The sequence below is a fragment of the Frankia sp. AgB1.9 genome (assembly GCF_016786355.1).
Lineage (GTDB): Bacteria > Actinomycetota > Actinomycetes > Frankiales > Frankiaceae > Pseudofrankia.
The window spans coordinates 17,987-42,996 of the sequence record NZ_JADWYX010000080.1 but is presented as its reverse complement, the minus strand read 5'-3'; the positions used below and the strand labels follow the sequence as shown (position 1 = coordinate 42,996).

At 72.4% G+C, this 25,010-nt stretch carries 21 protein-coding genes; 13 read left to right on the top strand and 8 right to left on the bottom strand.

The window, feature by feature from the left end; all coding sequences use genetic code 11:
* The first annotated feature begins 289 nt into the window (after positions 1 to 289).
* Positions 290 to 892, top strand: a complete 603-nt coding sequence (locus tag I6A60_RS27305; protein WP_203022702.1) for an AAA family ATPase — start codon at positions 290 to 292, stop codon at positions 890 to 892.
* 239 nt (positions 893 to 1,131) lie between these two features.
* On the opposite strand, the gene I6A60_RS27300 is transcribed toward I6A60_RS27305, so the two are convergent.
* The 3 genes from I6A60_RS27300 to I6A60_RS27290 all read right to left on the bottom strand — a co-directional run bounded on the left by I6A60_RS27300 (position 1,132) and on the right by I6A60_RS27290 (position 3,011).
* Positions 1,132 to 1,368, bottom strand: coding sequence for a hypothetical protein (locus tag I6A60_RS27300; RefSeq protein ID WP_203022703.1), 237 nt, complete (start codon positions 1,366 to 1,368; stop codon positions 1,132 to 1,134).
* Positions 1,369 to 1,472: 104 nt separating this feature from the next.
* Entirely contained in the window at positions 1,473 to 1,811 is a 339-nt protein-coding gene (locus I6A60_RS27295; RefSeq protein WP_203022704.1) for a DoxX family protein, read from the bottom strand.
* Positions 1,812 to 2,042: 231 nt separating this feature from the next.
* Positions 2,043 to 3,011: a hypothetical protein gene (locus I6A60_RS27290; protein ID WP_203022705.1), complete on the bottom strand. Its 969-nt coding sequence runs from the start codon at positions 3,009 to 3,011 to the stop codon at positions 2,043 to 2,045.
* 225 nt (positions 3,012 to 3,236) lie between these two features.
* Between I6A60_RS27290 and I6A60_RS27285 the strand changes: the two genes are divergently transcribed.
* Complete coding sequence (locus I6A60_RS27285) at positions 3,237 to 4,181, top strand: sulfotransferase (RefSeq protein WP_203022706.1); 945 nt, start codon at positions 3,237 to 3,239, stop codon at positions 4,179 to 4,181.
* 109 nt (positions 4,182 to 4,290) lie between these two features.
* Here I6A60_RS27285 and I6A60_RS27280 read toward each other — a convergent pair whose 3' ends face one another.
* The gene (locus I6A60_RS27280; RefSeq protein ID WP_203022707.1) at positions 4,291 to 5,454 is read right to left on the bottom strand and encodes an acyl-CoA dehydrogenase family protein; all 1,164 of its coding nucleotides are present in this window, start codon (positions 5,452 to 5,454) and stop codon (positions 4,291 to 4,293) included.
* A gap of 290 nt (positions 5,455 to 5,744) precedes the next feature.
* Here I6A60_RS27280 and I6A60_RS27275 point away from each other — a divergent pair, with 290 nt between their 5' ends.
* Positions 5,745 to 6,692 carry a 2OG-Fe(II) oxygenase family protein gene (locus I6A60_RS27275; RefSeq protein ID WP_203022708.1) on the top strand — a complete coding sequence of 316 codons (948 nt, stop codon included), beginning with the start codon at positions 5,745 to 5,747 and terminating at the stop codon, positions 6,690 to 6,692.
* Between the two features lie 55 nt (positions 6,693 to 6,747).
* Here I6A60_RS27275 and I6A60_RS27270 read toward each other — a convergent pair whose 3' ends face one another.
* Both I6A60_RS27270 and I6A60_RS27265 read right to left on the bottom strand, forming a co-directional pair.
* Positions 6,748 to 8,067, bottom strand: coding sequence for a toll/interleukin-1 receptor domain-containing protein (locus I6A60_RS27270; RefSeq protein ID WP_203022709.1), 1,320 nt, complete (start codon positions 8,065 to 8,067; stop codon positions 6,748 to 6,750).
* Positions 8,068 to 8,261: 194 nt separating this feature from the next.
* Complete coding sequence (locus tag I6A60_RS27265) at positions 8,262 to 9,449, bottom strand: citrate synthase/methylcitrate synthase (protein ID WP_203022710.1); 1,188 nt, start codon at positions 9,447 to 9,449, stop codon at positions 8,262 to 8,264.
* Positions 9,450 to 9,569: 120 nt separating this feature from the next.
* On the opposite strand from I6A60_RS27265, the gene I6A60_RS27260 reads away from it, so the two are divergent.
* Together I6A60_RS27260 and I6A60_RS27255 are read left to right on the top strand one after the other, a co-directional pair.
* Complete coding sequence (locus I6A60_RS27260) at positions 9,570 to 10,874, top strand: citrate synthase (RefSeq protein WP_203022711.1); 1,305 nt, start codon at positions 9,570 to 9,572, stop codon at positions 10,872 to 10,874.
* A gap of 285 nt (positions 10,875 to 11,159) precedes the next feature.
* Positions 11,160 to 11,462 (top strand): hypothetical protein, encoded by a 303-nt coding sequence (locus tag I6A60_RS27255; protein ID WP_203022712.1) that lies wholly within the window; start codon positions 11,160 to 11,162, stop codon positions 11,460 to 11,462.
* A gap of 322 nt (positions 11,463 to 11,784) precedes the next feature.
* On the opposite strand, the gene I6A60_RS27250 is transcribed toward I6A60_RS27255, so the two are convergent.
* Together I6A60_RS27250 and I6A60_RS27245 are read right to left on the bottom strand one after the other, a co-directional pair.
* Complete coding sequence (locus I6A60_RS27250) at positions 11,785 to 14,640, bottom strand: FAD-binding and (Fe-S)-binding domain-containing protein (protein ID WP_203022713.1); 2,856 nt, start codon at positions 14,638 to 14,640, stop codon at positions 11,785 to 11,787.
* A gap of 141 nt (positions 14,641 to 14,781) precedes the next feature.
* Positions 14,782 to 15,663: a hypothetical protein gene (locus I6A60_RS27245; RefSeq protein ID WP_203022714.1), complete on the bottom strand. Its 882-nt coding sequence runs from the start codon at positions 15,661 to 15,663 to the stop codon at positions 14,782 to 14,784.
* 311 nt (positions 15,664 to 15,974) lie between these two features.
* Between I6A60_RS27245 and I6A60_RS27240 the strand changes: the two genes are divergently transcribed.
* The 8 genes from I6A60_RS27240 to nagB all read left to right on the top strand — a co-directional run bounded on the left by I6A60_RS27240 (position 15,975) and on the right by nagB (position 24,898).
* Entirely contained in the window at positions 15,975 to 17,084 is a 1,110-nt protein-coding gene (locus I6A60_RS27240; RefSeq protein WP_203022715.1) for an ABC transporter ATP-binding protein, read from the top strand.
* A 189-nt stretch (positions 17,085 to 17,273) separates the two neighbouring features.
* Positions 17,274 to 18,524, top strand: coding sequence for an extracellular solute-binding protein (locus I6A60_RS27235; protein WP_203022716.1), 1,251 nt, complete (start codon positions 17,274 to 17,276; stop codon positions 18,522 to 18,524).
* Between the two features lie 173 nt (positions 18,525 to 18,697).
* Positions 18,698 to 19,666: a carbohydrate ABC transporter permease gene (locus tag I6A60_RS27230; RefSeq protein ID WP_203022717.1), complete on the top strand. Its 969-nt coding sequence runs from the start codon at positions 18,698 to 18,700 to the stop codon at positions 19,664 to 19,666.
* Positions 19,663 to 20,490 (top strand): carbohydrate ABC transporter permease, encoded by an 828-nt coding sequence (locus tag I6A60_RS27225; protein WP_203022718.1) that lies wholly within the window; start codon positions 19,663 to 19,665, stop codon positions 20,488 to 20,490. The genes I6A60_RS27230 and I6A60_RS27225 overlap by 4 nt, the downstream gene beginning before the upstream one ends.
* A gap of 128 nt (positions 20,491 to 20,618) precedes the next feature.
* Complete coding sequence (locus tag I6A60_RS27220) at positions 20,619 to 21,776, top strand: ROK family transcriptional regulator (protein WP_203022719.1); 1,158 nt, start codon at positions 20,619 to 20,621, stop codon at positions 21,774 to 21,776.
* Positions 21,777 to 21,865: 89 nt separating this feature from the next.
* Positions 21,866 to 22,879, top strand: a complete 1,014-nt coding sequence (locus I6A60_RS27215; protein WP_203055731.1) for an ROK family protein — start codon at positions 21,866 to 21,868, stop codon at positions 22,877 to 22,879.
* Positions 22,880 to 22,934: 55 nt separating this feature from the next.
* The gene (locus I6A60_RS27210; RefSeq protein WP_238436340.1) at positions 22,935 to 24,113 is read left to right on the top strand and encodes an N-acetylglucosamine-6-phosphate deacetylase; all 1,179 of its coding nucleotides are present in this window, start codon (positions 22,935 to 22,937) and stop codon (positions 24,111 to 24,113) included.
* Positions 24,113 to 24,898: a glucosamine-6-phosphate deaminase gene (nagB, locus tag I6A60_RS27205; RefSeq protein WP_203020368.1), complete on the top strand. Its 786-nt coding sequence runs from the start codon at positions 24,113 to 24,115 to the stop codon at positions 24,896 to 24,898. Before I6A60_RS27210 ends, nagB begins: the two co-directional genes overlap by 1 nt.
* Positions 24,899 to 25,010 lie beyond the last annotated feature (112 nt).

Here is a 25,010-nt window from a genome sequence, read left to right as displayed (position 1 = left end):
ACCGCCTGGCCACACACCGTCACACTCGACACCGCCGCTTGACACCCAAAACCATGGGATGTCTGGGGTGGTCGTAGAAACGCGCCCGCCACAACCATCTCAGGGCCGAAACGGCGATCAAGGCCACGCGAGAGAGTCGAGCTCTGCCGAATAGGCCAGCAGGATCACTGGAGGGCCCAAACGGCGATCATCGCCGCGCCGGGAGCCGGGAGCCGGGGCGTCAGGTACCGGGTGCCGTTCGCGGGGGCGGCCCGGCTGGGGCCGCCGGTCGGGTCGGTATCGTCGTTCGGTGCCGTTGCTGGATGCCGATGACCCGTTGCCGCGCCTGCCTCGGCGGGTGGTTGTCGCCGGCACGTCGGGCTCCGGCAAGACGACGCTCGCGCGCCGGGTCGGCGAGATCCTCGACATCCCGCACGTCGAGATCGACGGGCTTTTCCACGGCCCGAACTGGGTGCCGCGGGAAAGCTTCCTCGACGACGTGGAGGCTTTCACCAGCCAGCCCGGCTGGGCGACCGAGTGGCAGTACAGCGCGGTACGCGGACTGCTCGCCGACCGGGCCGACCTCGTGCTCTGGCTTGACCTGCCGCGCAGAACCGTCATGCGCCAGGTCATCCTCCGCACGGTGCGTCGCAGGTTACGGCGGGTGGAACTCTGGAACGGCAACTACGAGCCCCCGCTGAGTGCCTTCTTCACCGACTCAGAGCACATCGTCCGCTGGGCCTGGCGAGGGCATCACAAGACCGCGGCGCGGATCGCGTCACTGCGTGAGCGGTGGCCTGAGCTGACCATCGTGCGCTTTCCCAGCAACTCCGCGGTCGACCGCTGGTGCGACGGCCCGTTACGGGCCTCTCAGCAGGAGAAACCGGCGCCGGACCTGCCCCAGCCAGACTGAGCGGGCACCCGTCGCCCGAGTGTCACCGACGGTTCGATCCCTGTCCGCGGTCGACGACCGTGTCCTCGGCGAGCGACCTTGCCGCCGACCTGCGTCAGCTCGGCGATCACCAGGCTTGAGAATGGGCAAGCGTCTATGGCGACCTATTTCAAGCCGGTCCGGCCGGAATCCGGCGCCGCGCCGCCCAGGCGCCCTGGCACGTGGGCAGGAGCGGGCGAGCCGCCGTGAGGAAGCCGCGATCAGCCGGTCCTGCGGGCCCGGCGGTGGGACCGTAGCGCGGCGAGCCAACCGGCGGTGGCGATCGCCCCACCGACCGGGTTACCGGGGTTTGCGATCGCCCCGGCCGCCGCCGCGTCGAGCTGGTCCGAGCAGTCCGGGCACAGCCGTCGGCCGGTGACGGTCAGCGTGCTCGCGCCGGTCCTGCGCTGGTGGCAGCTCTCGCAGACGAAGGCCGGTTTCGCGTTGCCCAGCGCCATGACGTCACCCCTCGCGAGCCGGCCGCGCGCGTCCCGCGCCGGACGGCGCCTTCAGTGTGCGGCCATCGGCGCCGCGCGGGACGGGATTTCGACGGCAGGCGGCGTCAGCGCAGCGCGTCGACCACGAGCACGGCCAGCGCCATGGCCGTGAAAAGGGTGTAGGCGAAAAGCGCACCGCCGCGGTCGCCGGCGCGCAGCTGCCGGTACAGCACCCACCCGAACACGACGGCCTCCAGAGCGGCACCCGCGACTCCGACGGCGGGCAGCCAGATCCCGACGATGACCGCGGCGCCGCCGATCAGATGGACGGTGCCGAGGACCGGGAGGACCCAGAGGTGACGGCCGTCCGCCAGACCCAGCCGGGTCAGCTCGTCCAGCCGTTTCATCCCGACCTCGAACCGCCCGAGCTGGGCGCCGGCCGACGGGAGAACCTCCAGCAGCAACAGAACCGTCAGCGCGACGCTGAGAACGAAGATTTCTCCTCCTCCTCGGCAGCAGCTCTCGCCATCGGCGGCGGCAGACGCCCACGTCTTCGGCGAAATGGCGACAACTGCCGCTTTACCGGCATCGTATGGCCGCGCGCGTCCGGCGTGATGACTCACGGAAGCCGACCCAGCGGAACGCGACCGGCGTAATGGCGGCGGCCCGCCGCGAGAGTTCCCGGCGGGGCCGTTCTAGGACTGGGTCGCCGGGAGATCGGCGGCGAGCAGTTCGGTGCGCAGCTCGTGGGTCCCGTCGGGGCGGCTCGCCTCGTAGAAGAGCCGGTAGGCGCCGTCGGGCAGGTCGACGACGGTGACGTAGCGCAGCGCGCCGTCGCCGTCGGGGGAGACCGCGTGCGGGGCGGTGCCGACCGCGACGAACCGGCCGAGGCCGCCGCCCTGCGCGGGTACGCCGGTGGCGAGCCCGGTGCGCTCGTACCAGTTCTCGGCCGCGCTGGCCCGGCCGTCGTAGAGGGCGACCGGGGTCGGGCCGTCCAGCAGCACCTCGCTGATCCGAACCCCGCGGGCGTCCCAGTGGCCGGGGCGGGGCGCGAGCGCGACGCCCTGCCAGGTCCAGCTGATGCCGTCGGGGCTGGTGGCGTACTGGCTGTCCATCCGGTCCGTGGCGGCCGGGTCGTCGAGCGGGTGGCAGGACGCCCACAGATGCCAACCGCCGTCATGCCAGCGGACCACGGGGTCCTTGACGGCGGTCGACGCGTCGCCGGGCAGCACGGTGCGCCGCTGGCTCGGGTCGAAGGCCGCCGGGTCGTCGGCCTCCAGCAGGTCGACCCACCAGTGCGGGCTGTCGGGCGTGGCGCAGCTGACGTACAGCCGCCAGCGACCGTCCGGGGTGTGCACCAGCGCGGGGCGCTCCAGCGACTCGGCGCCGAACGGATTGCGGTCGATACGCGCGATCTCGGTGAAGTGCTCCCCGTCCGGCGAAGTTGCGATCACCACGGAGTGGCCGCGCCCGGCGCCGACGGGCCGGCGTAGCCGGTAGGCGAGGTAGAAAATGCCGTCGACCAGCAGCGCGCTGGGCGCCCCGGCCCAGTAGCCAGGACCGTCTCCCTCGGGGGCGGCCACGGTCACCGCCGCGGCGAGGCGGGGGAGTGGCACACCGGGCGGGGGTGTCGTTGCGTCCAGGACTGGCGAGGCGGTCGGCACCCCGGAAACTCTACCGCCCGGGTGAACAATGCTGTCCTCGTCACTTATCACAAGTTTTCCCGTCGGAATGATGGGCTATCGGTTAGGGTTCGAAAGTCGCTGCCCCGGCACTGGCGCCCGGGCGGGGACGTTGATCCGTCGCCGCGTCCGAGGCTGACACCGTCGGCGCTCCGCAGCGGCCGTCGGCTCGTGACCGTCCTCATCCGTGCCAGGAGCGTGCCGACGATGGCCCTACCCGACTTTCTCGTGATCGGCGTGCCGAAGGCCGGGACGACAGCGCTGCATGCCGCCCTCAGCCGGCATCCCGCGCTGTTCCTTCCGACGGTGAAGGAGCCGAAGTTCTTCCTCTCGGAGGGCCCACCGCCGTCGCGGGGCGGGCCCGGCGACGCGCAGACCTACCAGGAGCACGTCTGGCGGCGCGCCGACTACGAGGCCCTTTTCGACCCGGCGCCGGAGGACGCGCTGCTGGGCGAGGCCACGCCGTTCTACCTGTACGACCTGGATGCGCAGAACCGGATCCGGCGGCTGCTGCCGAAGGCGCGGCTCGTCGTGCTGCTGCGCAATCCGGTGGACCGGGCGCACTCGAACTGGACCCACCTGTGGGCGGCCGGGCTCGAGGCCGAACGGGACTTCGTCCGGGCCTGCGCGCTCGAGGAACAGCGCCGGGCCGCCGGCTGGGCGCACTTCTGGCACTACGTCTCCCAGGGCCGGTACGGCGCCCAGCTCGCGCACCTGTTCAGCCTGTTCTCCCGGGATCAGGTCCTGCTGCTGCGCTACCGCGAGCTACGCGAGGAGCCCGTCGCGACGCTGGACAAGGTGTGCGACTTCCTCGGGGTGGCCACCGGTCAGCTCGACGTGGTGCCCTCGGAGAACGTGACGCCGTTCGTCGCGGACACCCCGGTCAACGCGGTCCTGCGGGCGTTGCTGCGCACGGGCGGCCAGATGGGCCACCACTTCCCGGTACCCGTCCGCCAGGTCGCGCGTGGCCCGCTGCTCACGGCACTTCAACGGCAGAAGGGCGGACGGCCGGCGCTCACCCCGCGGCAGCGCGCCGCCGTGCTGCCCTACTTCGTCGAGGACATCGCGCTGCTGGAGGAGGTGACCGGCCTGTCCTACGCCGACTGGCTGACCGCCGGCGTCGAGCCGGACACCATCGACGACGGGTCCTGACCGGGCGCGACGCCCCGCCCGGTGCGACACCGTCGCCGGCGCTCACGCGGTTGGGAAGCGCTCTGCCGGAACGCCCTGCCGGAACGCTCCAGGGCCGGCCTTCGCGTCCTCAGTAGCGTTCGCCGGCCGCGTCGCGGGCGATGACCTGGGCCGCGATGACATTGCGCTGGATCTCGTTGGTGCCCTCGCCGAGGATCATCAACGGGGCGTCGCGGAAGTAGCGCTCGACGTCGAACTCCTTCGAGTAGCCGTAGCCGCCGTGCACCCGCATCGCGTCGAGTGCCACCTTCATCGCGGTCTCGGAGGCGAAGAGCTTCGCCATCCCCGCCTCCAGATCGCAGCGGGCGCCGGAGTCGAACCGGTCCGCCGCGTCGGTGGTCAGCAGCCGGGCCGCCCGCATCTGGGTCGCCATGTCCGCGATTAGATTGCCGACGCTCTGATGCTTCCAGATCGGCTGGCCGAAGGTCTCCCGCTGCTGCGCATAGGCGATCGCGGCCTCCAGAGCGGCCTGGCCGACACCGAGAGCCCTGGACGCGACCTGGATGCGGCCGACCTCAAGCCCGCGCATCATCTGTCCCCAGCCCTTGCCGGGCGCTTCGCCGAGGACCGCGATGCCAGGCACCCGCATGTCGTCGAACGACAGGGTGCACGCCTCGACGCCCCGGTAGCCGAGCTTCGGGATCTTCGCCGAGATGTCGAGCCCAGGGCCGGGCTCGACCAGGATCACGGACATGCCACGGTGCGGGGGCTGTGCGTTCCGGTCGGTGCGGCACAGCAGGCCGATCAGCCCGGAATGGGCGGCGTTCGAGATCCAGGTCTTGGCGCCGTTGATCACCCAGTCGTCGCCGTCCTGGGCGGCGTAGGTGCGCATTGCCTGAAGATCGGAGCCACCGGACGGCTCGGTCAGCGCCATCGTCGCGCGGACCTCACCGGTGGCCATGCGGGGCAGGTAGCCGTGCCGCTGCGCCTCGGTCCCGAACGTCCTGATCAGATAGGTGATGACAGAGTGGCCGCCGATCGCCCCGGCCAGGCTCATCCAGCCGCGGGCCAGCTCCTCGGTGACCCGGGCGAACCCGGCCATCGAGATGTCGACGCCACCGAACTCCGCGGGAGCCAGCAGGCCGAAGAAGCCGAGCTGCTTCATCTCCTCGATGAACGCGTCGGGATAGGTGTCGGACGCCTCGAACTCGCGTACCCCGGGCCTGACCCGCTCGTCGACGAACTCCCGCACCAGCGCGACCATGTCCAGCTCGTCCTGGGTCAGCCCGCTCACCCGACTCCTTCCCACCGTCCACCCGCGCCACCGGTCCTCGCCGGACGTTAGTAGCCCCAACCGCCGCGCGCCGACGGGCCCGGGCCCGGCCACCGATCCCAGGCCCCGCTACCGGCTCGCGGCTACCGCCGCCCGGCGGTCCAGGCGACCGGTCGGCGGTGGCGTGGTGAGCGGCGCTCAGGAGCGGGTTGACCGGCTGAACGGGCCGCGGCTAGCGTCGGGAGCGTTCTCGGGTATCACCTCCAGCGTCGGAACGGCGGCCCGGTGTCTGCCACCGACCTGGAGACGTGATGGCTGCTGTTCCCGCGGCGCGGGTACCCGTGCTCGATTTCCCGACTACCTCAGCCGGCGCGCTGGTCGAGGCGCTGCGCGCGCACTCGTGCGTGTTCCTCACCGGGCTGGACCGATTCTCGGCCGCCGGGTCCTTCGGCGCGGACCTCGCGGCGATGGTCGAGACCTCCCAGGAGTTCTTCGCACTCGACCCAGGGGAGAAGGCGCGGGTGCGCTGGTCGGGCACGGGGGAGTGGGTCGGGTGGCAGCCGTTGTACGAGGGGGGCGCGGACGCCCTGCTGTTGGAGCGCTATGAGCTGGCTCTGCCGGACCCCGCCGGGTTCTCTAGCGATGCCGCCTGGGTTGCGGCCTTCGCCCAGTGGCCGGCGAATCCGGCCCGGATGGCGCCGGCCTGGACCGCCTACTACCGGACGGCGCGGGCGCTGACGAACCGGCTGGTCGAGATGATCGCCGAGGCGCTCGGGCTGCCCGACGCCGACCTGCCGGCCTGGACGTCGCGGCAGCACTCGAACCTGTGCGTGAACCACTACCTCGCCCAGCCCGACGAGCCGGGACCGGGCCAGACCCGGCAGCGCGCCCACGCCGACATCGGCGGCCTCACCCTCCTGTGGGCCGACGGCCGCGGCGGCCTGGAGGCCGCTGTCGGCCCGGATGGCGGGTGGGCGTCGGTCGAGTTCCCGCCGGGCGCGATCCTGCTCCAGGCCGGTGACCTGCTGCATCTGTGGACCCGCGGTCAGATCCCGAAGAACCTCCACCGCGTCGTCAACCCGCCCCGCACCCCCGGCGTCCCGCAGACCGACCGCTTCTCGGCGGTGTTCTTCCACCACCCGGACCTCGATACGTGGGTCGCCCCGGCCGCCGCCGGCACCGACGAGGTCGACAACTCCGGCGTCGCCGCCCGCGACCACGTCCTGGCCCGCCAGCGCGCCGCGTACACCGTGACCTGAGGGCGCCCGCGCCGATGCCTTGCTGGCCGGGCGGGATACGCCGACGCCTGGCTCGTCAGCGTGCCGGCGGGGCGCCTCCCTTGTTCGGCGGGAAGCTGGGCTTCGTGTTCGGCTTCGTGCGGCCGCCGAGCGCGGCCGCGACCCCGGCCAGCAGGCGGGCCGCGGTCTCGTCCTCGGGCAGATCGAACAGGTCGACGCCGACGACGGTCTCCAGCAGCGTGGGCCGCTCGCAGTCCTCGACCCGCACCGGGATGACCTTGCGCTTGAACCCCTCCGGGTCGTCGCGCAGCGCCGCCTGCCATTCGGCTGTTCCCCACACCGAGTCGATGTAGGCGTGGGAGAGCACGGTGATCGTCCGGTTGGCGCGCTGGATTCCCCGTGTCATCATGTTCATCCAGTTCGAGCCCGGCACGAAGTCCCACGCCTGGATGTAGACCGTGTAGCCGGCCTCCTCCAGCTGCCAGGCGATCCACTCTGCCCAGCCCTTGTTGGCGGCGGTATAGGACACGAAGAAGTCCCACTCGCGTTCTGTGGCAGGTCCCGCGCCCGCGGCCACGCCGGTCGCGGGAGAAGTACCGCCGGCCGACGTGCCGGAATTCGGGACGCCAGGCCGAGCATCGGCCCGGGGCACGCTCGCCGTGCCTGTCGGGTTCGCCGGAGGAGCGGTCCGCCGCTCAGGCCCGGCGGCGGCCGACGTGGCACGGCCGGTGCCACCCTGCGCCAGCGGCGGGGATTCCGCCGGCGGCGAGGACGACGCCGTGGCGTCGGCGACCCCGGCGGCGAGCGCCGCCGCGCGGATGACCGGGTTGGCTGGCCGTTGGAGATACGCCTCCCGCAGCACCAGCGGCCAGCCACCGACGACCGCACCGCCCTCGTAGAGGCGATAGACCTCGAACCAGAACAGCTCGGCGTTCCCCACCTGCCAGGTCGGCTGCCGCGCCGGTCGCAGGCCCGCCGCCGCTATCAGCGTCTTCGCCGCCGTCGGGTCCGAGAACTCGTCCGCCAACGTGCCGATCACCGTGCGCACATCCGGCGGGCTGATCACCTCGGTAGCGGGGTTGGCGGCGCCCGGACCTGCGGTGACGCGATAGCTGGTCACCACGTCCGATAGCAGCCGGTTCCCGGGATTTGCCCGAGCGGCCTCGTCCAGTAGCTGGGTAAGCCAACCTTCGGCGAGCGCGCCCTCGACGACTGCGTAAACCACATCCGGCAGTGGCGTGCGTTCGGCGCCGTAGTCGGTGATCCTGCGGTTGACGCGGTCGAGCAGCTCCGCGAACCGTCCCCAGGACGGGAAAGCCGCCCCCAGCGCCTCTCTGGCGACGCGCCGCTGCCGCCCGTCCATTTCCTGGACCCGCGCGTCATCCAACCCTGCCACCAACAGCCGCCTCCCCGTTATCGCCGCCGTGGCTTCACACGTTTCCAGAACGGGCACTGCCGGGTGCTCGTTCCGGATCCGAAGCCGTGCGGTGACTGTAACGACATCGCGGTGGGGGGTCAGCCGGACGCCCTCGCGGCGACACGCGTCGGCCGGCGCCCTGGGTTGCCGGCCAGGGCGACGGCCGGCGGCGTTCAGGTCGAGGGAACTGGCTGGGGTGGGGGCGGGCCTACGTAGCGGGCCGCCGGGCGGATGATTTTGCTGTCCGCGGCCTGTTCGAGAATGTTCGCGCTCCAGCCGACGACCCGCGCCGCCGCGAACGTCGGCGTGAACATCTCGCGGGGCAGCCCGCACAGCTCCATCACGACGCCGGCGTAGAACTCCACGTTGGTGTAAAGCTCCCGGCCCGGCTTCAGCTCCGCGAGAATCCCGAGCACCTGCTTCTCCACCTCGACCGCGAAATCGACCTGGCCCCCGCCGATGCGTTCGGCGATCTCCCGAAGCATCCGGGACCGCGGGTCCTCGGTCCGGTAGACGGCATGGCCGAAGCCCATGATCCGCTCGCCGGTGAGGACGCGTTCGCGAATCCAGCCGTCGATCCGGTCCGGGGTGCCGATCGCGTCCAGCGTGTCCAGAGCCCGGCTCGGGGCGCCGCCGTGCAACGGCCCGGACAGCGCGCCGAGGCCACCGACCAGGCAGGCGACGAGATCCGCGCCGGTCGACGCGATCACCCGCGCGGTGAACGTGGACGCGTTGAAGCCGTGGTCGACGGTCGAGATCAGGTACTGCTCGATGGCCCGAGCCTGGTCGGGCCGCGGCGGCGTGCCGGTCATCATGTAGAGGTAGTTCGCCGCGTACGGAAGATCGTCGCGGGGCTCGACCGGTGCCAGCCCTCGCCCGAGCCGGTAGAGCGCGGTCAGCAGGGTCGGGACCAGCGCCGTCACGAACAGCGCGTCGGCCCGGCGTTCCTCGGGCGTGAGGTCGTACAACGGCCGGATTCCGCGTTCCCCAGCGGCCGCCGTGAGGGCCGCGCCGAGCACGGACAGCGGGTTCGCGCCTTTCCCGGACCGGGCCAGCGCCGGCAGTATCTCCGCCAGCGAGCCGGGCAGGTGGCGAAGCGGCGCCGTTCGGGCCTGGAAGGCGGCCCGCGCGGCGGCGTCCGGCAGCTCGCCGAACAGCATCAGGTGCCACACGTCCTCGAAGGTCCGCCGCTGCGCCAGCTCGATCGCCGAGTAATGGCGGTAGTGGTAGAAGCCCTCGCGCCCGCGGACGTCGCCGACCTCGGTCTCGGTCACGACGACCCCGCTCAGGCCGCGGGGAACCGTGACCGTCTGCGTCTGGCGGCCGGCCGAGGTAGGGGCTGGTTCTGTTCCGATCGACATCGTTATCGCCTCCGGCGACCACTTTCGATCGGATGTATCAATGCCGTCAACGTTGACTACAATCAACGTGAGCGGGGCCACCGGACGGGCAGCACCAGCTGATCAGGGGGGAGCGAGACCGTGACGGACGGAGCGCGGCTGACGACCCAGGAGGTCGCCGAGCTGCTCGGGGTCAAGACACAGACCGTCTACGCCTACGCCAGCCGCGGCCTGCTGACCAGCGAGGCGGCACCCGACGGGCGGGGCAGCACCTTCGACGCCCGCGAGGCCGAGGCGCTCGCCGCCCGGCGCGGCCGGGCCCGCCCACGCCCCGCCGAAGCCTTCGACGACACGTTCCCGATGCGGTCGGGAATCACGCTGAGTGAGGGCGGTCGGCTCTACTACCGTGGCCGCGACGCCGTCGAGCTGGCCGAACGCCACGGCTTCGAGACCGCCGTCGCCTGCCTCTGGGAGGTCGGTTCCGACCCCGACAGCGACGGCCGACCCGTCGTGCGGCCGTCCTCGGGGGAGCTGCTCGCCGTCGAGCTGCGGGCGCCGGACGAGCTGGTGGCCGCGGTGCGCCGGACGACCGGGACGCTGCCGGCCCAGGCGCGGCTCAACGACCGGCTCCGGGTCGCGGTGGCCGTGGCCGCGTCCGCCGACCCGCTGCGGTTCGACCTGCGCCGACAGAACGTGCTGGCCATGGGCGCCGCCCTGATCGCCGTCCTGGTCGACGCGCTGCCGGCGGCCAGCGAGGCGCACCCGGCCGGCCCGGCCACCGGGTCGATCGCCGCGCGGCTCTGGACGAAGCTCACGCCGGTACCGACCGCCTCGGGGGCCGTCGCGTGCCTTGATCAGGCGCTGGTCCTGCTAGCCGACCATGGCCTGGCCGCCTCGACGCTGGCCGCCCGGGTCGCGGCCTCGGCCCGCGCCAGCCCCTATGCGGTGGTCTCGGCCGGCCTCGGCCCGCTGGACGGCCCCCTGCACGGCGCCGCGAGCGGCCTGGCCCACCGGATGCTCGCCGAGGTCGTCACCACCGGGAACGCCATCGGGGTGATCTCCGAATACCTGCGCTCCGGCCGGCCGATCCCGGGCCTGGGCATGCGCCTCTACCCGGACGGCGACCCCCGGGCCCGGGCGCTGCTCGCCTCGCTGCGCGGGCTCCCGGGCGCGGCGGAGATCCTGGACGCGGCGGCCGCAGTCGTCCGGGCGGCGTCCGGCCGCGCCCTGGCGCCGGGGCCGGCCCCACGCGCCGAGACCCACGCCAACATCGACCTGGCCCTGGCCGCGCTGACCCTGCACGCCGGGATGCCCGCCGAGGCAGGCGAGGTCGTCTTCGCCGTGGCCCGCACCGCGGGCTGGATCGCCCACGCCCTGGAGGAGTACGCCGAACCAGCCCTGCGCCTGCGCCCCCGCGGCACCTACACCGGCCCCCGCCCCGCCTGACCATGGAGGATTGCCCAAACCTCAACCACGAGGTAGTCCGTGATGTTGCTCGGGCGTTGAGTCGTGCATGGTGGCTGGAGCCGGGTTGAGGCCAGCAGCCACCTGGTGTGACTCAATGTTGCCCGGTGCTTGAGAACCGCCCTGGTCGGCACCGCCGAGTCTGGTATGTGATCCAGATCACGTACAGTTTGTCGCCGCGGCCGTGATCCGCCACGGCCCTTGGCGCGAATACCCATCGGACGCCGCGAGCACGGGGCCTGCGGCATGTTCGAGGGGTTACCGACCATGAGTGTGCTGGTCATCGGGAAGTTCCAGGGAGACACTGGCGTGTTCCGTCGCGCGCTGACCGAGCGTGGCGACGAGTTCGCGAAGATTGCCGATCGGTCCCGGGTGGCGGGCGGCATCCACCACCGCTTCGGAATCGGTGACGGGTTCATCACCATCGTCGACGAGTGGGAAACCGTCGAGCAGTTCCAGAGCTTCTTCGGCGATCCCGAGCTTCAGGCGTTCATCGGCTCGGTTGGGGCCGCGCCGGTTCCGCCGGAAATCGTCATCTCGGAAGCTGTCGCCTCACCCGACCAGTATTAGTGCCGTCGGCGACGTTGGCCCGCGAGGGGAACTCGGCGAGCAGCGTCGACTCCGGGACGCCGATGTTGCCGGCGCGTCGAGTCATGCCTGGTGGCTAGGCCGGCCCGAGACCAGCAACCGCCGGGCATGACTCGTTGCCTCTTGTGTTGTGTCATGCCTGGTGGTTGGGGTTCTGCCCGTTCGACACCGTGTGTTCTGTGCGGTCCGCTGACGCATCCGACCAGGATGCGTGGGGCGGGCGCGGATGTGACCAGCTCGTGATCGGGTGGGCCTAGATCCTGGAGCGGTCTGCCGAAACCGCGATCGACCTCGCCGCCCGCCTTTACCTGGCCTCGTCGAGGAGTTGGGCCAGGTGGTGGGACTCGGTCGCGGCCAGCTGGGTGAGCTGGGTGCGGCAGGAGAAGCCGTCGGCGAGGACGGTCGGGTTCGGGCCGGCGGCTCGGACGGCCGGTAGCAGGGCGGTCTCGGCGACGGCCACCGAGACGTCGTAGTGGCCCTTCTCCGCGCCGAAGTTGCCGGCCAGCCCGCAGCAGCCGCCTACCTGGGTGACCTCGGCGCCGGCCTTCGCCAGCAGCGCGGCGTCGGCCTCCCAGCCGAGGACCGCGTGGTGGTGGCAGTGCGGCTGCGCCACGGCTCGGACGCCGTCCAGCCGAGGCGGCGACCAGCCCGGCGTTGCGGTGAGCAGCTCGGCGAGGGTCCTGGTGGCCGCCGCGGCCTGGGCGGAGCGCGGGTCCTGCGGTAGCAGCTCGGTGACGTCGCGGCGCAGCACGGCCGTGCAGGACGGTTCCAGGCCGACGATCGGGATTCCGGCGCTCAGCGCGGGTTCCAGGGCGTCGAGGCTGCGGCGCAGCTGGCGCTTCGCGGCGTCGAGCTGGCCGGTGCTGATCCAGGTCAGCCCGCAGCAGACCGACTGATCGACCACGCTGACCTCGTAGCCGGCGGCCTCCAGTACCCGGACCGCCGCCTGGCCGACCTCGGGCGTGAAGTGGTTGGTGAACGTGTCGACCCACAGCAGGACCGGGCGAGCGGACCCGTCGACGGCCGAGGTCGGCACCCGATCGGCGCCCTCCGTCCGGGCCCGCTTCGCGAACCACTGGCGGAAGGTGCGCGAGGCGAAGACCGGGAGGTCGCGGTGCGGGTCGACGCCACCGGCGGCCTTGGCCAGTCGGGCGGCCCCCGGGGCGCGCAGCGCCGCGTTGGCCAGTCGGGGAGCCCGGGCGGCGGCCCGGGCCAGCCGGGGCAGCCAGCCCAGGCTGTAGTGCGAGGCGGGACGCAGCCGGCGGCGGTACTTCTGGTGCAGCACCTCGGACTTGTAGGTGGCCATGTCGATGCCGGTGGGGCAGTCGGAGGCGCAGCCCCGGCACGACAGGCACAGGTCCAGGGACTCGGCGAGCTCCTTCGACCGGTAGCCCGAGACGAGGCCGCCGTTCGCGAGCTCCTGCAGGACGCGGGCCCGGCCGCGCGTCGAGTCCTTCTCGTCGCGGGTCGCCAGGAACGACGGGCACATCACGCCGCCGACCCCGGTGTTGTCCGACCGGCAGCGCCCGACGCCGACGCAGCGGTGGACCGCGACGGACAGGTCACCCTGGTCGTGCGGGTAGGCGTAGGCGAGGCCGGCGCGCAGCGGCTTCGCGGCGGGGACGCGCAGGTCGGCGTCGACGGGCGCCGGGTCCACGAGAATCCCGGGGTTCAGCAGGTTGTCCGGGTCGAAGACGTGCTTGACGGCGCCGAAGGCGGCCAGGGCGTCGGGCGAGTACATCCGGCTGAGCAGCTCGCCCCGGGCCCGGCCGTCGCCGTGCTCGCCCGACATCGACCCGCCGTGCGCGGCGACCAGGTCGGCGGCGGCGAGCATGAACTCCCGGAACGGCCCGGCGCCGCCCCCGTACGCGAGCGGGAAGTCGATCCGGACGTGCACGCAGCCGTCGCCGAAGTGTCCGTAGAGCAGCCCGTCCAGCCGGTGCGCGGCCAGCAGGGCCTTGAACTCGCGCAGGTAGGCGGCGAGCCGCTCGGGCGGCACCGCCGCGTCCTCCCAGCCCGGCCAGGCGGGGTCACCCGACGGCGTGCGGGTGCCGAGCCCGGCGCCGTCCTCCCGGATGCGCCACAGCGCCCGCGCGGTCGCCCCGGTGACGACCGCCGAGTCCAGGCAGCCGGAGTCGGCGACCAGCCGCTGGGCGGCGGCGACCGCCTCGGCCTCGGTGGCTCCGGCGGTCTCGACGAACAGCCAGCCGCCGCCGCGCGGCAGGTCCGGCACGGCGGCCGCCCCGCGCCGGGCCCGCAGCACGTCCACCATCTGGGCGTCCATGCCCTCCAGTGCCACCGGTGCGTGCGGGCGCACCGCCGCGACCGCTTCGGCCGCGGTGAAGATGTCCTCGTAACCGAGCACCGCCAGGGCTACCGCTGCCGGTGCCTCGACCAGCTCGACGGTGGCCGCCGTGACGAGGCCGAGCGTTCCCTCGGTGCCGACGAGGAACCGGGCCAGGTCGGCCCCGTTCTCGGTCAGGAGGTGCTCCAGCGAGTAACCGGACACCTGACGGGTGAAACGGCCGAACTCGGTGCGGATCAGCCCGAGGTTCGCGTGGACGACCTGGTCGAGGGCCTTGCCCAACGGACCGGCCGCCGCCAGCCCGTCCCGCCCGAACCGCCGCGCGGTGAGCCGCTCGCCGGACGAGGTGAGCAGGTCGAGCGCGACGACGTTGTCCGCGGTCCGCCCATAGCGCAGCGCGCGGGAGCCGCAGGCGTTGTTGCCGATCGCCCCGCCGATCGTCGCCCGGCTGTGCGTCGACGGGTCGGGCCCGAACCGCAGCCCGTGCGCGGCCGCGGCGGCCGTGACGGCGTCGAGGACCACCCCGGGCTGGACGAGCGCGGTCCGCGCTGCCGGGTCGAGCGACAGCACCCGGTCCATGTGCCGGGAGAAGTCCAGCACCAGGCCCGGTCCGACGGCGTTGCCCGCGATCGAGGTTCCGGCGCCCCGGGCCGTGACCGACGCGCCGACGTCGCGGGCCGCCGCGAGCGCCGCGGCGACCTCGTCGGCGTCGCGCGGGTAGGCGACCGCGGTCGGGACCACCCGGTAGTTCGACGCGTCGGACGAGTACTCGGCCCGCCGCCGGGTCGAGCCGTCCACCTCGGTGACGCCGGCCCGGGTCAGTGCCTCGACCAACGCCTGCTGATCTTTGCCCACCAGTCCATCCTGTCGCAGGCCGGCGGCCGCTTCACGCCCGCGTCCGGCGAACCGCCACAACGGCGACGCGGCGGGCGGCGAGCATCGGCCGCGCTCCGGCCCGCCAAGGCAGTGCCGAGGTGGGCCGGAGCGCGGCGCGCGTCAGAGCTGGGAGATCGACCAGTCCACCTTCTGCGGCGCCGGGGTGGTGGAGCCTACGTCAAGCTGGATGTCGGCCCGGCTGGTCAGCGGGATCGTCGCCGGGTTACCGGTGAAGAGCTTGCCGTTGACGTAGGCCGTGACCTTGCCCGAGGCCGAGCCGACCTGGGTGGCGCTCAGCGTCTGCTTCCAGATCCCGAAGAAGTTGCCCAGCGTGTAGGTCGCGCTGTTCGGGGCCTCGATGTGGATGACGCCGTCCTGGGCGTGCGTGTGCAGCCAGTAGTAGCACTCGGAGGCCGAGTCCATCTCGGGCTGACCGGCGGCGGACGAGTTCTGCGGCTCGACGATGCCGATACCTGGAGGCACCGGTCGCATCGTCCCGTTGACGTAGATCGTCAGGTGCGCGTGGATGTGGTAGACGACCTGCTCCTGCGCCTCGCACTTGACGCCGTCGACCGTCTCGCCGTTGGCCGCCGCGGTGACGGGCGCGAGCACCGTGCCCTGTTCGAGCACGATCCCCTCGGGGCCCTGCGGGCCGGTCAGCGTGCTCGTCGCGACGTCGGCGCTGGTGTTGGTCGCCGACGGCTTGTCGTTGCCGACGGTGACGACCAGGACGATCACGACGACGGCGAGCACGACGATCGAGCCGATCCCGGCCGACCAGCCGAGGACCTGGCGGCGCTTCTCGCGCCTGGCCTGCTCGGCCCGCAGCGCCGCGGCCTTCTTGCGGGCCGCGTTGGTCTTGGCGTTCTGCTGGCTGCCGGACGGCCCGCCCGATCCCCGCGGCGCGGCGGGGCTCGGCTGTGACTTGCCCTCCGACGAGGACGGGCCGGCAGCGGATTCCTGCGCGGTCGTCGAGCCGGGTCGCGGGCGCTTGTTGGCCATCTCAGGTGGGCCTTTCCGGTGGTCTGCCGGCGGGCACGGAGCAGCGGCGCCGACGGGCACCGAGTCGAACGGCAGGTCAGGCGTGGGACGACGCGTCGCGGCTGGCGCCTCGTCACGACACAACGGTGATACCAGCGGAACCTGTGAGACGTCCTGCCTACTGTGACAAACGGGCCGCCGCCGACGCGCGTCAGGGTGCTGAAGTGCCCGAGATGCCGGTGTACGGTGCAGTTTCGCCGCGCCCGCGCGGGGCGCGGATCTCACTTCACTTCGGATCGTCCGGCACGTGCCTGCCGGTGAAGGAGAACCCGATGGCAAGCGTGACCTTCGAGAAGGCCGAGCGGAGATACCCGGGGGCGCCCACCGCGGCGGTCAACGGCATCGACCTGCTCATCGAGGACGGCGAGTTCATGGTCCTCGTCGGCCCGTCCGGATGTGGCAAGTCCACCACCCTGCGGATGCTGGCCGGGCTCGAGGAGGTGACCGCGGGCCGCATCCTGATCGGCGACCGCGACGTCACCGGCCTCGCGCCCAAGGACCGCGACATCGCGATGGTCTTCCAGAGCTACGCCCTCTACCCGCACATGACCGTCTTCGAGAACATGGAGTTCTCCCTCAAGGTCAACAAGGCGCCCAAGGAGGAGCGCGAGCGCCGGGTGAAGTCGGCGGCCGCGCTGCTCGGACTGACGGACTACCTGGACCGCAAGCCGAAGGCGCTGTCCGGCGGCCAGCGCCAGCGGGTGGCGATGGGCCGCGCGATCGTGCGTGAGCCCCAGGTCTTCTGCATGGACGAGCCGCTGTCGAACCTCGACGCGAAGATGCGGGTGCAGACCAGGACCGACATCGCGAAGCTGCAGGCCGACCTCGGCGCGACCACGGTCTACGTCACGCACGACCAGGTCGAGGCGATGACGATGGGCGACCGGGTCGCCGTGATGAACGCCGGCGAGCTGCAGCAGGTCGCGACGCCGATGGAGCTCTACAGCCGCCCGGCCAACCTGTTCGTCGCCGGCTTCATCGGCAGCCCGCAGATGAACCTGCTCGCGGCCACGGTGTCCGGCGGACTCGTCCGGCTCGGGAGCTATGACGTGCCGGTGCCGGCCACGACGCTGGCGAAGCTGCCCAAGGACGTGACCGTCGGGGTTCGGCCCGAGGCGTTCCACGTCGTGCCCGACGGCGGCCTCCCGGTGGAGGTGGTGGTCGTCGAGCATCTCGGCTCGGACTCCTACGTCCACGGCACGGTCGCGCTGGGCGGCGACGACAGTGGCCCCGAGGACAGTCGCCCCGAGGACCCTGGTCGCCTGGTGGTCCGGGTCTCGCCCAGGAGCGAGGTCGCGCGAGGCGATCACCTCCAGGTGTCCGTGGAGCCCGCCGACATCCACCTCTTCGACACCGCCACCGGCCGGCGCCTGACCGCCTGACCGCCTGACCGTCGGCTGACGGATGGCCGCCCGTCGCCCGGACGGCCATCCGTCGCATCTCGTTACGTTCCGGTGAATCCGGGTCAAACATCTTGACTCGAATAAGTAAGGCTGCTGAACTAACAAAAATTCTGGGGCGGCCGGGTGACTGGGCGACCCGGACCACCCCATGGCAGAGATGAGGGGCCGATGAACAGAAGGCTCACCGGTCGGGTCGCGAGCGGGGTCGCGTTCGCGGCCGCCGCCGCGCTCGCGCTGGCCGCGTGCGGGAGCAGCGGCGGTGGCTCGTCGTCCGGCTCGACGACGCTGAAACTCGTCGTCGCCGACTACGGCACCGGCCCGTCCAACACCAGCACCAAGTACTGGCAGGACATCGCCGACGCCTTCCACACGGCGCACTCGGACATCACCGTCAAGATCACGACGATTCCCTGGACCCAGTTCGACCAGCAGGTCCAGACGATGATCCAGAACAAGCAGTACCCGGACATCACCGAGGGCGACTACTTCTCGAACTACGCCCAGGACGGCCTGCTCTACTCCGCCTCCGACGTGCTCTCGAACCCGGGCAACCTGCTGCCCGCCTTCAAGGACCAGGGCACCTTCGAGGGAACCCAGTACGGCCTGCCGTTCACCACGTCGAGCCGGACGCTGTTCTACAGCAAGAAGCTCTTCACGCAGGCCGGCATCACCGACGCGCCGAAGACCTGGGCCGACGTCCAGGCCGACGCCGAGAAGATCAAGGCCACCGGCAACATCGGCTTCGGGCTGCCGCTCGGCTCCGAGGAGGCCCAGGCCGAGTCGCTGCTGTGGATGCTCGGCGCGGGCGGGGGCTACCAGACCGGCGGCAAGTACACCATCGACAGCGCGGCCAACACCGAGGCCTTCACCTTCCTCAAGGGCCTCGTCGCCGCCGGTGACACCGAGCCGAACCCCGGCACGGTCAACCGGACCGACCTGTGGCAGAAGTTCGCCCAGGGCCAGGTCGGCATGATCAACGGCTCGCCGGCGCTCATCCCGATCATCCAGTCGGCCGGCAAGCTGACCGACAGCGACTGGACCTCGGTCCCGATCGCCGGCAAGTCCGGCCCGCTATCGACCACCCTCGGCGTCTGCGACAACGTCGCCGCGTTCAAGCCGAACGGTCACCAGACCCAGATCAGGCAGTTCCTGGACTTCGCCTACCAGGACAAGTACCAGCTGCAGTTCGACAAGGAGTACGACCTCCTGCCGGCGACCAGCACGGCCAGCACGGCGCTCGCCTCGGACCCGGTGTTCGCGCCGTTCCTGACCGCGCTGCCGAAGTCGATCCAGTACCCCAGCGACACCGCCTGGGCGAACGTGAAGACGAAGATCCAGCAGACCATCGGCACGGCCGTCACCGGTGACCCGGCGGCGGTTCTCGGAAACCTGCAGCAGTCGGCCACGGCCGGCGGCTGAGCCCGCTGGTCAGGGGTCCGGCCGTGAGGCCGGGCCCCGTCTGCGCGATGCTCGGTGGGCCTTTCCCGCTCGTTCTGGAATCAGGGCGTCGGCGGTGACGCGGGAAAGGCCCACCGCACCGTCATCCCCGTTGTCGAACATCCCCCTAGTCGAGCCAGGAGCGTGAGGACCAGATGGCCACCCTGAGTCCCCTGACGCCGGACGTGGCCCAGGGTCGCCTCACACCAGCCGTGGGTTCGCGCCGGCCGTGGCCACGTGCCGCGCTGGCCCGTCTGACGCCGCTGGCGTGGCTCGGCCCGGCGCTCGTGCTCATCGGCGTCGTCGTGGTGTGGCCCGTCGTGGTCATGGTGCAGTCGTCGTTCCAGCACATCGGCGGCGAGGGCTTCGTCGCCGGGTACAACGGCACCCACAACTACCGGCATCTGTTCCGCGAGCCGGACTTCGTCTCGGTGCTGGTGCGCACGGTTTTGTGGGTCGTCGCCGTCGTGGTCGTGACCATGCTGCTCGCGCTCGGCCTGGCGCAGCTCTTCCACCAGCGCTTTCCCGGGCGTCGCGTCGCGCGGTGGGCGCTGATCGTCCCGTGGGCCGCGTCGGTGATGATGACCGCGCTGATCTTCCGGTGGGCGCTCGACCCGAACAACGGCGTCATCAACCTGTTCCTGCACCAGATCGGCGTCGTGAAGAAGCTCGGCTCGCACCAGGCCTACTGGCTCGGCGAACCGAGCCACGCCCTGGTCTGGATGATGGCCGTGGCCGTCTTCGTGTCGCTGCCGTTCACCACCTACGCGATCCTGTCCGGGCTGCAGGGCATTCCCGACGACGTGTACGAGGCGGCCTCGATCGACGGGTCGACCGGCCTGAGCTCGTACCTGCACATCACCCTGCCGCTGCTGCGGCCGGCGATCATTGTCGCGACGCTCATCAACGTCATCAACGTGTTCAACTCGTTCCCGATCATCTGGGAGATGACGCGGGGCGGGCCGGGCTACCAGACGAGCACCTCGACCATCTACATGGTCGACCTCAAGCAGGGAAACGTCGGCGAGTCCGCCGCGATGTCGGTCATCAACTTCGGCCTCGTGATCCTCATCGTCGTGATCTACCTGTCGACGACCCGTTGGAAGGAGCAGGTGGACCGGTGAGGACCTCCCGCGCGCGCACCGCCGTCCTCGCCACCGGGGCGTACCTGGTCGCGATCGTCTTCCTGCTGCCGTACGTCGAAATGATCATTACGGCCGGCCGGCCGAAGAGCGAGCTGGGCGAGAAGAACTACTTCCCGAGCCACTTCACCTTCTCGAACTTCACCTCGCTGTGGTCCGCCGGTGGGCTCGGCGGCAACATCGGCGTCAGCCTGGAGGTCGCCGGCGGGGCCACGCTGCTGGCGCTGCTGGTCGCCGTGCCGGCCGCGTACTACACCGCGCGGCACCGGTTCCGCGGGCGGACGGCGTTCCTGCTGCTCGTCCTGGCCACCCAGATGTTCCAACCGGCCGCGATGCTGGTCGGGTTGCAGCGCGAGTTCACCAACTTCAACCTGCCGTCGGCGACGGTCTCCCTGATCATCGTGAACGCCGGCTTCAACCTAGCCTTCGCGGTCTGGATTCTCAACGCGTTCTTCTCTTCCATTCCGGTGGAGCTGGAGGAGGCCGCGCAGGTCGACGGTCTCGGCAAGCTGGGGGCGCTTTTCCGGATCACCCTGCCGCTGGCCGCGCCGGGCATCGTCACCGCGCTCATCTTCACCTTCATCACCGCGTGGAACGAGTTCCTGGTCGCGCTCACGCTGAGCCTGGGCTCGCCGGCCGGAAACCGGCCGCTGACCGTCGCGATCGACGGCTACGTCGGGGAGTACGCCACCGACTGGGGGCACCTGTTCGCGGGCGGGCTGGTCGCGACGGTGCCGGTGATCGTCCTGTTCGCGATCATCGAGCGCCGCGTCGTCACGGGCCTGACAGCCGGAGCGGTCAAGTGAGCGCAGGAGCAAGCGAGCGGAGTGGGCGTCCGAGGGACGAGGACGGCCGCGAGCAGGGGTCCCCGTTCGGCGCGGATGCGACGAGCGGGGGAGCGATGAGTGCGGCGACGGAGCGAACCCGAAGCACAGTGAGCGCAGGCGGTATCCCGTCGCCTCGTGAGGCGAAGGCGGCGGCGAGGTCCGGTGGGCCACGTCGGCGTTCGCTGCGGCCGACGGGCAAGCTGCTCGGCCAGGACGCCCGGCGCCACCATCGCGCGCTGATCCTGCAGCAGTTGTTCAGCGAGGGCTCGAACAGCCGCGCCGACCTGGCCAGGGCCACCGGCCTGACCCGGGTGACCGTCTCCGACCTGGTGGGCGGCCTGATCGAGGACGGTCTCGTCGCCGAGCTGGGCTCGCCGGCCGAGACCAGGATCGGCAAGCCGCCGACGCTCGTCGGCATCGTCGCCGACGCGGCGCACATCGTGGCGCTCGACCTGTCGCCCGACGACCGGATGATCGGCGCGGTCCAGGACCTGTTCGGCGTGGTCAAGGCGCGGGTCGAGCTGCCCCGCGAGGGCCGGTCCGGCGCCGAGGCGGTCCGGCTCGCGGTGCGCCTGGCCGAGGAGCTGCGGGCGGCCACGGACCGGCCGCTGCTCGGCGTCGGCGTCGGCAGCCCCGGCGTCGTCGACGCCCGCGGTGTCGTGCTGGACGCGCCCAACCTCGGCTGGCGCGACGTCGACCTCGCGGGCACGCTGCACCGCGAGCTCGGCGTCCCCGTCTACGTGGCCAACGACGCGAACACCGCCGTCCTCGGCGAGCACACCTTCGGGGAGGCGGGCGACGGCGACTTCATGCTGCTGCGCATCGCGACCGGCGTCGGCGCCGGCCTCGTCATCGGCGGCGTCCTCGTCCAGGGCCACGCCTGGGCCGCGGGCGAGATCGGCCACGTGATCGTCGACCCGGCGGGCAAGCCCTGCGCCTGCGGGCGGGCCGGCTGCCTGGAGACGGTGCTCGCGGTGCCCCGCCTCCGAGCGCAGGACCAGGCCGGGCTGACCCGGGTCGGCGAGGTGCTCGGCGACGCCCTCGCGCCGGTCATCGGCCTGCTCAACCTGCACGAGCTCGTCCTCGCCGGCCCCCCTGACCTGCTCGACGGCCCGCTGCGGCAAGCCGTCGACCGCGTCGTCCGGGAACGGACGATGGCCGTCAGCACCGCCGACTTCGTGGTACGTACCTCCACGCTGGGCGACGACGTCGTCCTCGCCGGCGCCGCGGTGCTGGTCCTGTCCGGCGAGCTGGGGGTCGCGTGAGCGCAGGAGTGAGCTCGCGGAGTGGGCTTCCGAGGAACGAGGAAGGCCGCGCAGCGAGTGAAGCGACGGAGCGAACTCGAGATGCCAGCGTGGGTGGGGCTCGGGTTGGGCTCGACATCGGGGCGACCAAGATCCTCGGGGTGGTCGTGGCCGGTGACGGGACCGTGCTGGCTCAGGCGCGCGAGCAGACGGTCGCCGGGCCCGACGGGGTGCTGGCCTCGGCGGGAACCGTGCTCGAGCGGCTTGCCGAAGCGATCGACGGCCCGCTGCCGCCGGACGTCGGCGTCGGGGTGCCGGGCATCGTCGACCGGCGCCGGGGTGCCGTGAAGCACGCGGTGAACCTCGGCCTCGGCGGCGACTGGTTCCCGCTGGCCGAGCGGATCGGCGCGCGGGCCGGCGCGCTGCGCCACCTCGGGGCAAGCCCGGCCCAGGGCCACTTCGGGACAGGCCCGGCCCAGGGTCGCGTCGGGACAGGCCCGGCCCAGGGTCGCGTCGGGGCTGGCCCGCCCAGGGTGACGCTGGAGAACGACCTCAACGCCGCGACCTGGGGCGCGCACGTGCTCAGCGGCGCCGACGACCTCGCCTACGTGAGCCTCGGCACCGGGCTCGCGGCGGGCTTCGTGCTCGACGGCGTGCTGCGGCGCGGGGCGCACGGCGCCGCCGGCGAGATCGGGCACGTGCCGGTCGACCCGGCCGGCGAGCTCTGCTCGTGCGGGCAGAAGGGGTGCCTGGAACTGGTCGCCTCCGGCTCCGCCGCGTCGGCGGCCTGGCCGTCCCGCGACGTGCCGCCCGCCGAGGCGCTGTTCGCGGCCGCGGCGGCGGGTGACCCGGCGGCGGGCGCCGCCCGCGACCGCTTCGCGGACGGGGTCGCCGACGCGATCCGGATGCTCGGCCTGACCGTCGACCCGCGCACGATCATCCTCGGCGGCGGCGTCGCGAACCTCGGCGCTCCGCTGCTGGACGCCGTGGCCGGGGCGCTGCGCGCGCAGGCGGCGACGTCGCCGTTCCTGTCGTCGCTGGACCTGGCGAGCCGGCTCACGCTGGTGCCCCGGGGAGTCCCGGTCGGCGCCCTGGGCGCAGCCATGATCGGCGACGCCGGATGACCGGGACGGCGGCAGTGACCGGTGACGCCGATGACCGGGCCGGCGGCGGTGACCAATGACGCCGGATGACCGGGACGCGGATGACCGGGACGCAGCGGTGACCGGTGACCTTCGCGTCGTCGGGGGCGTCGCCGCCACCGGCCGCCCGGTCGAGGTCACGATCGTGGGCGGCCGGGTCGTGCCCGACCCGCCGCCCGGCGACGTGCCGTCCTACGACGCCACGGGCTGCTACGTGCTGCCCGGGCTCATCGACCTGCAGGTCAACGGCGCCGGTGGCCACGACCTGACCGACCAGCCGGACCGGCTCTGGGACGTCGCGGCCGCGCTGGCCCGGTTCGGGGTGACCGCGTTCGCGCCGACCGTGATCAGTTCGGCGCCGGAAGCCCGGGTCCGGGCCCTGGCGGCGTTCCAGGCGGGCCCGTCCCCCGGCTGGGCGGGCGCCGTCCCGCTCGGGCTCCACTACGAAGGGCCGATGATCGCCGCCGGGCGCAAGGGCGCGCATCCCGAGCGCTGGCTGGTGCCGCCGTCGCCGGCCGTGATCGACGGCTGGTCCCGGGACGAAGGCGTCCTCATGGCGACCCTCGCCCCCGAACTGCCCGGCGCACTGGACGTGATCCGCGACCTGGCCGCCCGCGGCGTGCTGGTGTCGGTCGGTCACACCGAGGCGACGGCGGCGCAGGTCGAGGCCGCCGTCGACGCGGGGGCCAGGCTCGTCACCCATCTAGGCAACGCCATGCCGCCGCTGCTGGCCCGCGAGCCCGGACCCATCGGCGTCGCGCTCGGCGGGTCCCGGCTGGTGGCCGGAGTGATCGCGGACGGCCACCACCTCGACCCGCTCACGCTGAGCCTGGCCTGGCGCGCGCTCGGGCCGGACCGGTTCCTCGCGGTCTCCGACACCACCGCCGCGCTCGGCCTGCCCGACGGCCCGGCCAGGCTCGGTGACCAGGACGTGATCGTCTCGGCCGGCACCGTGCGCCTGTCGACCGGGACGCTGGCCGGCTCGGCCGCGTCGCTGCCGCAGTGCCTGCGCACGCTCGTCGCTACGACCGGCTGCGCGCTGGGCGAGGCCGTCAGGAGCGCCACCGCGACACCGGCCGCGCTCGTCGGCGACCCGGTCCGCGGATCGCTGCGGCCCGGCGGGCGTGGCGACGTGACGGTCCTCGACCAGGCACTCGACGTGGTCGCCACCATCGTGGGCGGGCGCGTCGTCTACGCCAGGAACGGAGGGTACTGATGGAAGTCGTGCCCCTCACCACGGCCGAGCAGGTCGCGGCGCTCGCGGCCGACGTCCTCGAGGCGCAGGTCCGCCGTACGCCGGCCGCGGTGCTCGGGCTGGCCACCGGCTCGACCCCGCTGCCGACGTACCAGGAGCTGATCCGCCGCCACCGGGCCGGCGCGGGCCCGTCGTACGACCAGGTGCGCTGCTTCAACCTCGACGAGTACGTCGGCCTGCCGCCCGGCCACGAGCAGAGCTACCTGGTCACCATCGCGCGCGAGCTGACCGACGGCCTCGGCCTCGACCCGAGTCGTGTGCACGGCCCCGACCCGGACGAGGACCGGCTGGCCACGGCGGGGGAGCGGTACGAGGCACTGATCGTCGGGGCCGGCGGCGTCGACGTCCAGCTGCTCGGGATCGGGTCGGACGGCCACCTCGCGTTCAACGAGCCCGGCTCCTCGCTGGCGAGCCTCACCCGGCTGAAGACACTTACCGCCCAGACCCGGGCCGACAACGCGCGCTTCTTCGGCTCGCTGGAGAAGGTGCCGAACCACGTACTGACCCAGGGGCTGGGCACCATCCTGCGGGCCCGGCACCTCCTGCTGATCGCGACCGGCGCAGGCAAGGCCGAGGCGGTGGCGGCCGCCGTGGAGGGCCCGGTCTCGGCGTCCTGCCCGGCCTCGGTACTGCAACTACACCGGCACGCCACGGTCCTCCTCGACGAGGCCGCCGCCGCGGGCCTGGCCCGAGCCTCGTACTACCGCGAGGTCTACGCCGGCAAGCCGACCTGGCAGGGGCTCTAACTCCCCGGAGCGGCACGACGGCGGCCTCCGTCGGCGTGCCCGGCGCGTGAAGATCGCTGTTTCGGCCCTCACATGGTCGTGATCAGGGCGTTTTTGCAACCGCCCGAGGGCC

What these genes read in the sequence shown, in the direction of transcription:
- I6A60_RS27235 (WP_203022716.1), top strand. Translation starts at nt 17,274, where the DNA reads ATGAACAGAAGGCTCACCGGTCGGGTCGCGAGCGGGGTCGCGTTCGCG.
- I6A60_RS27285 (WP_203022706.1), top strand. Translation starts at nt 3,237, where the DNA reads ATGGCCCTACCCGACTTTCTCGTGATCGGCGTGCCGAAGGCCGGGACG.
- I6A60_RS27265 (WP_203022710.1), bottom strand. Translation starts at nt 9,449, where the DNA reads ATGTCGATCGGAACAGAACCAGCCCCTACCTCGGCCGGCCGCCAGACG.
- I6A60_RS27245 (WP_203022714.1), bottom strand. Translation starts at nt 15,663, where the DNA reads ATGGCCAACAAGCGCCCGCGACCCGGCTCGACGACCGCGCAGGAATCC.
- nagB (WP_203020368.1), top strand. Translation starts at nt 24,113, where the DNA reads ATGGAAGTCGTGCCCCTCACCACGGCCGAGCAGGTCGCGGCGCTCGCG.
- I6A60_RS27240 (WP_203022715.1), top strand. Translation starts at nt 15,975, where the DNA reads ATGGCAAGCGTGACCTTCGAGAAGGCCGAGCGGAGATACCCGGGGGCG.
- I6A60_RS27300 (WP_203022703.1), bottom strand. Translation starts at nt 1,368, where the DNA reads ATGGCGCTGGGCAACGCGAAACCGGCCTTCGTCTGCGAGAGCTGCCAC.
- I6A60_RS27230 (WP_203022717.1), top strand. Translation starts at nt 18,698, where the DNA reads ATGGCCACCCTGAGTCCCCTGACGCCGGACGTGGCCCAGGGTCGCCTC.
- I6A60_RS27275 (WP_203022708.1), top strand. Translation starts at nt 5,745, where the DNA reads ATGGCTGCTGTTCCCGCGGCGCGGGTACCCGTGCTCGATTTCCCGACT.
- I6A60_RS27210 (WP_238436340.1), top strand. Translation starts at nt 22,935, where the DNA reads ATGACGCCGGATGACCGGGACGCGGATGACCGGGACGCAGCGGTGACC.
- I6A60_RS27255 (WP_203022712.1), top strand. Translation starts at nt 11,160, where the DNA reads ATGAGTGTGCTGGTCATCGGGAAGTTCCAGGGAGACACTGGCGTGTTC.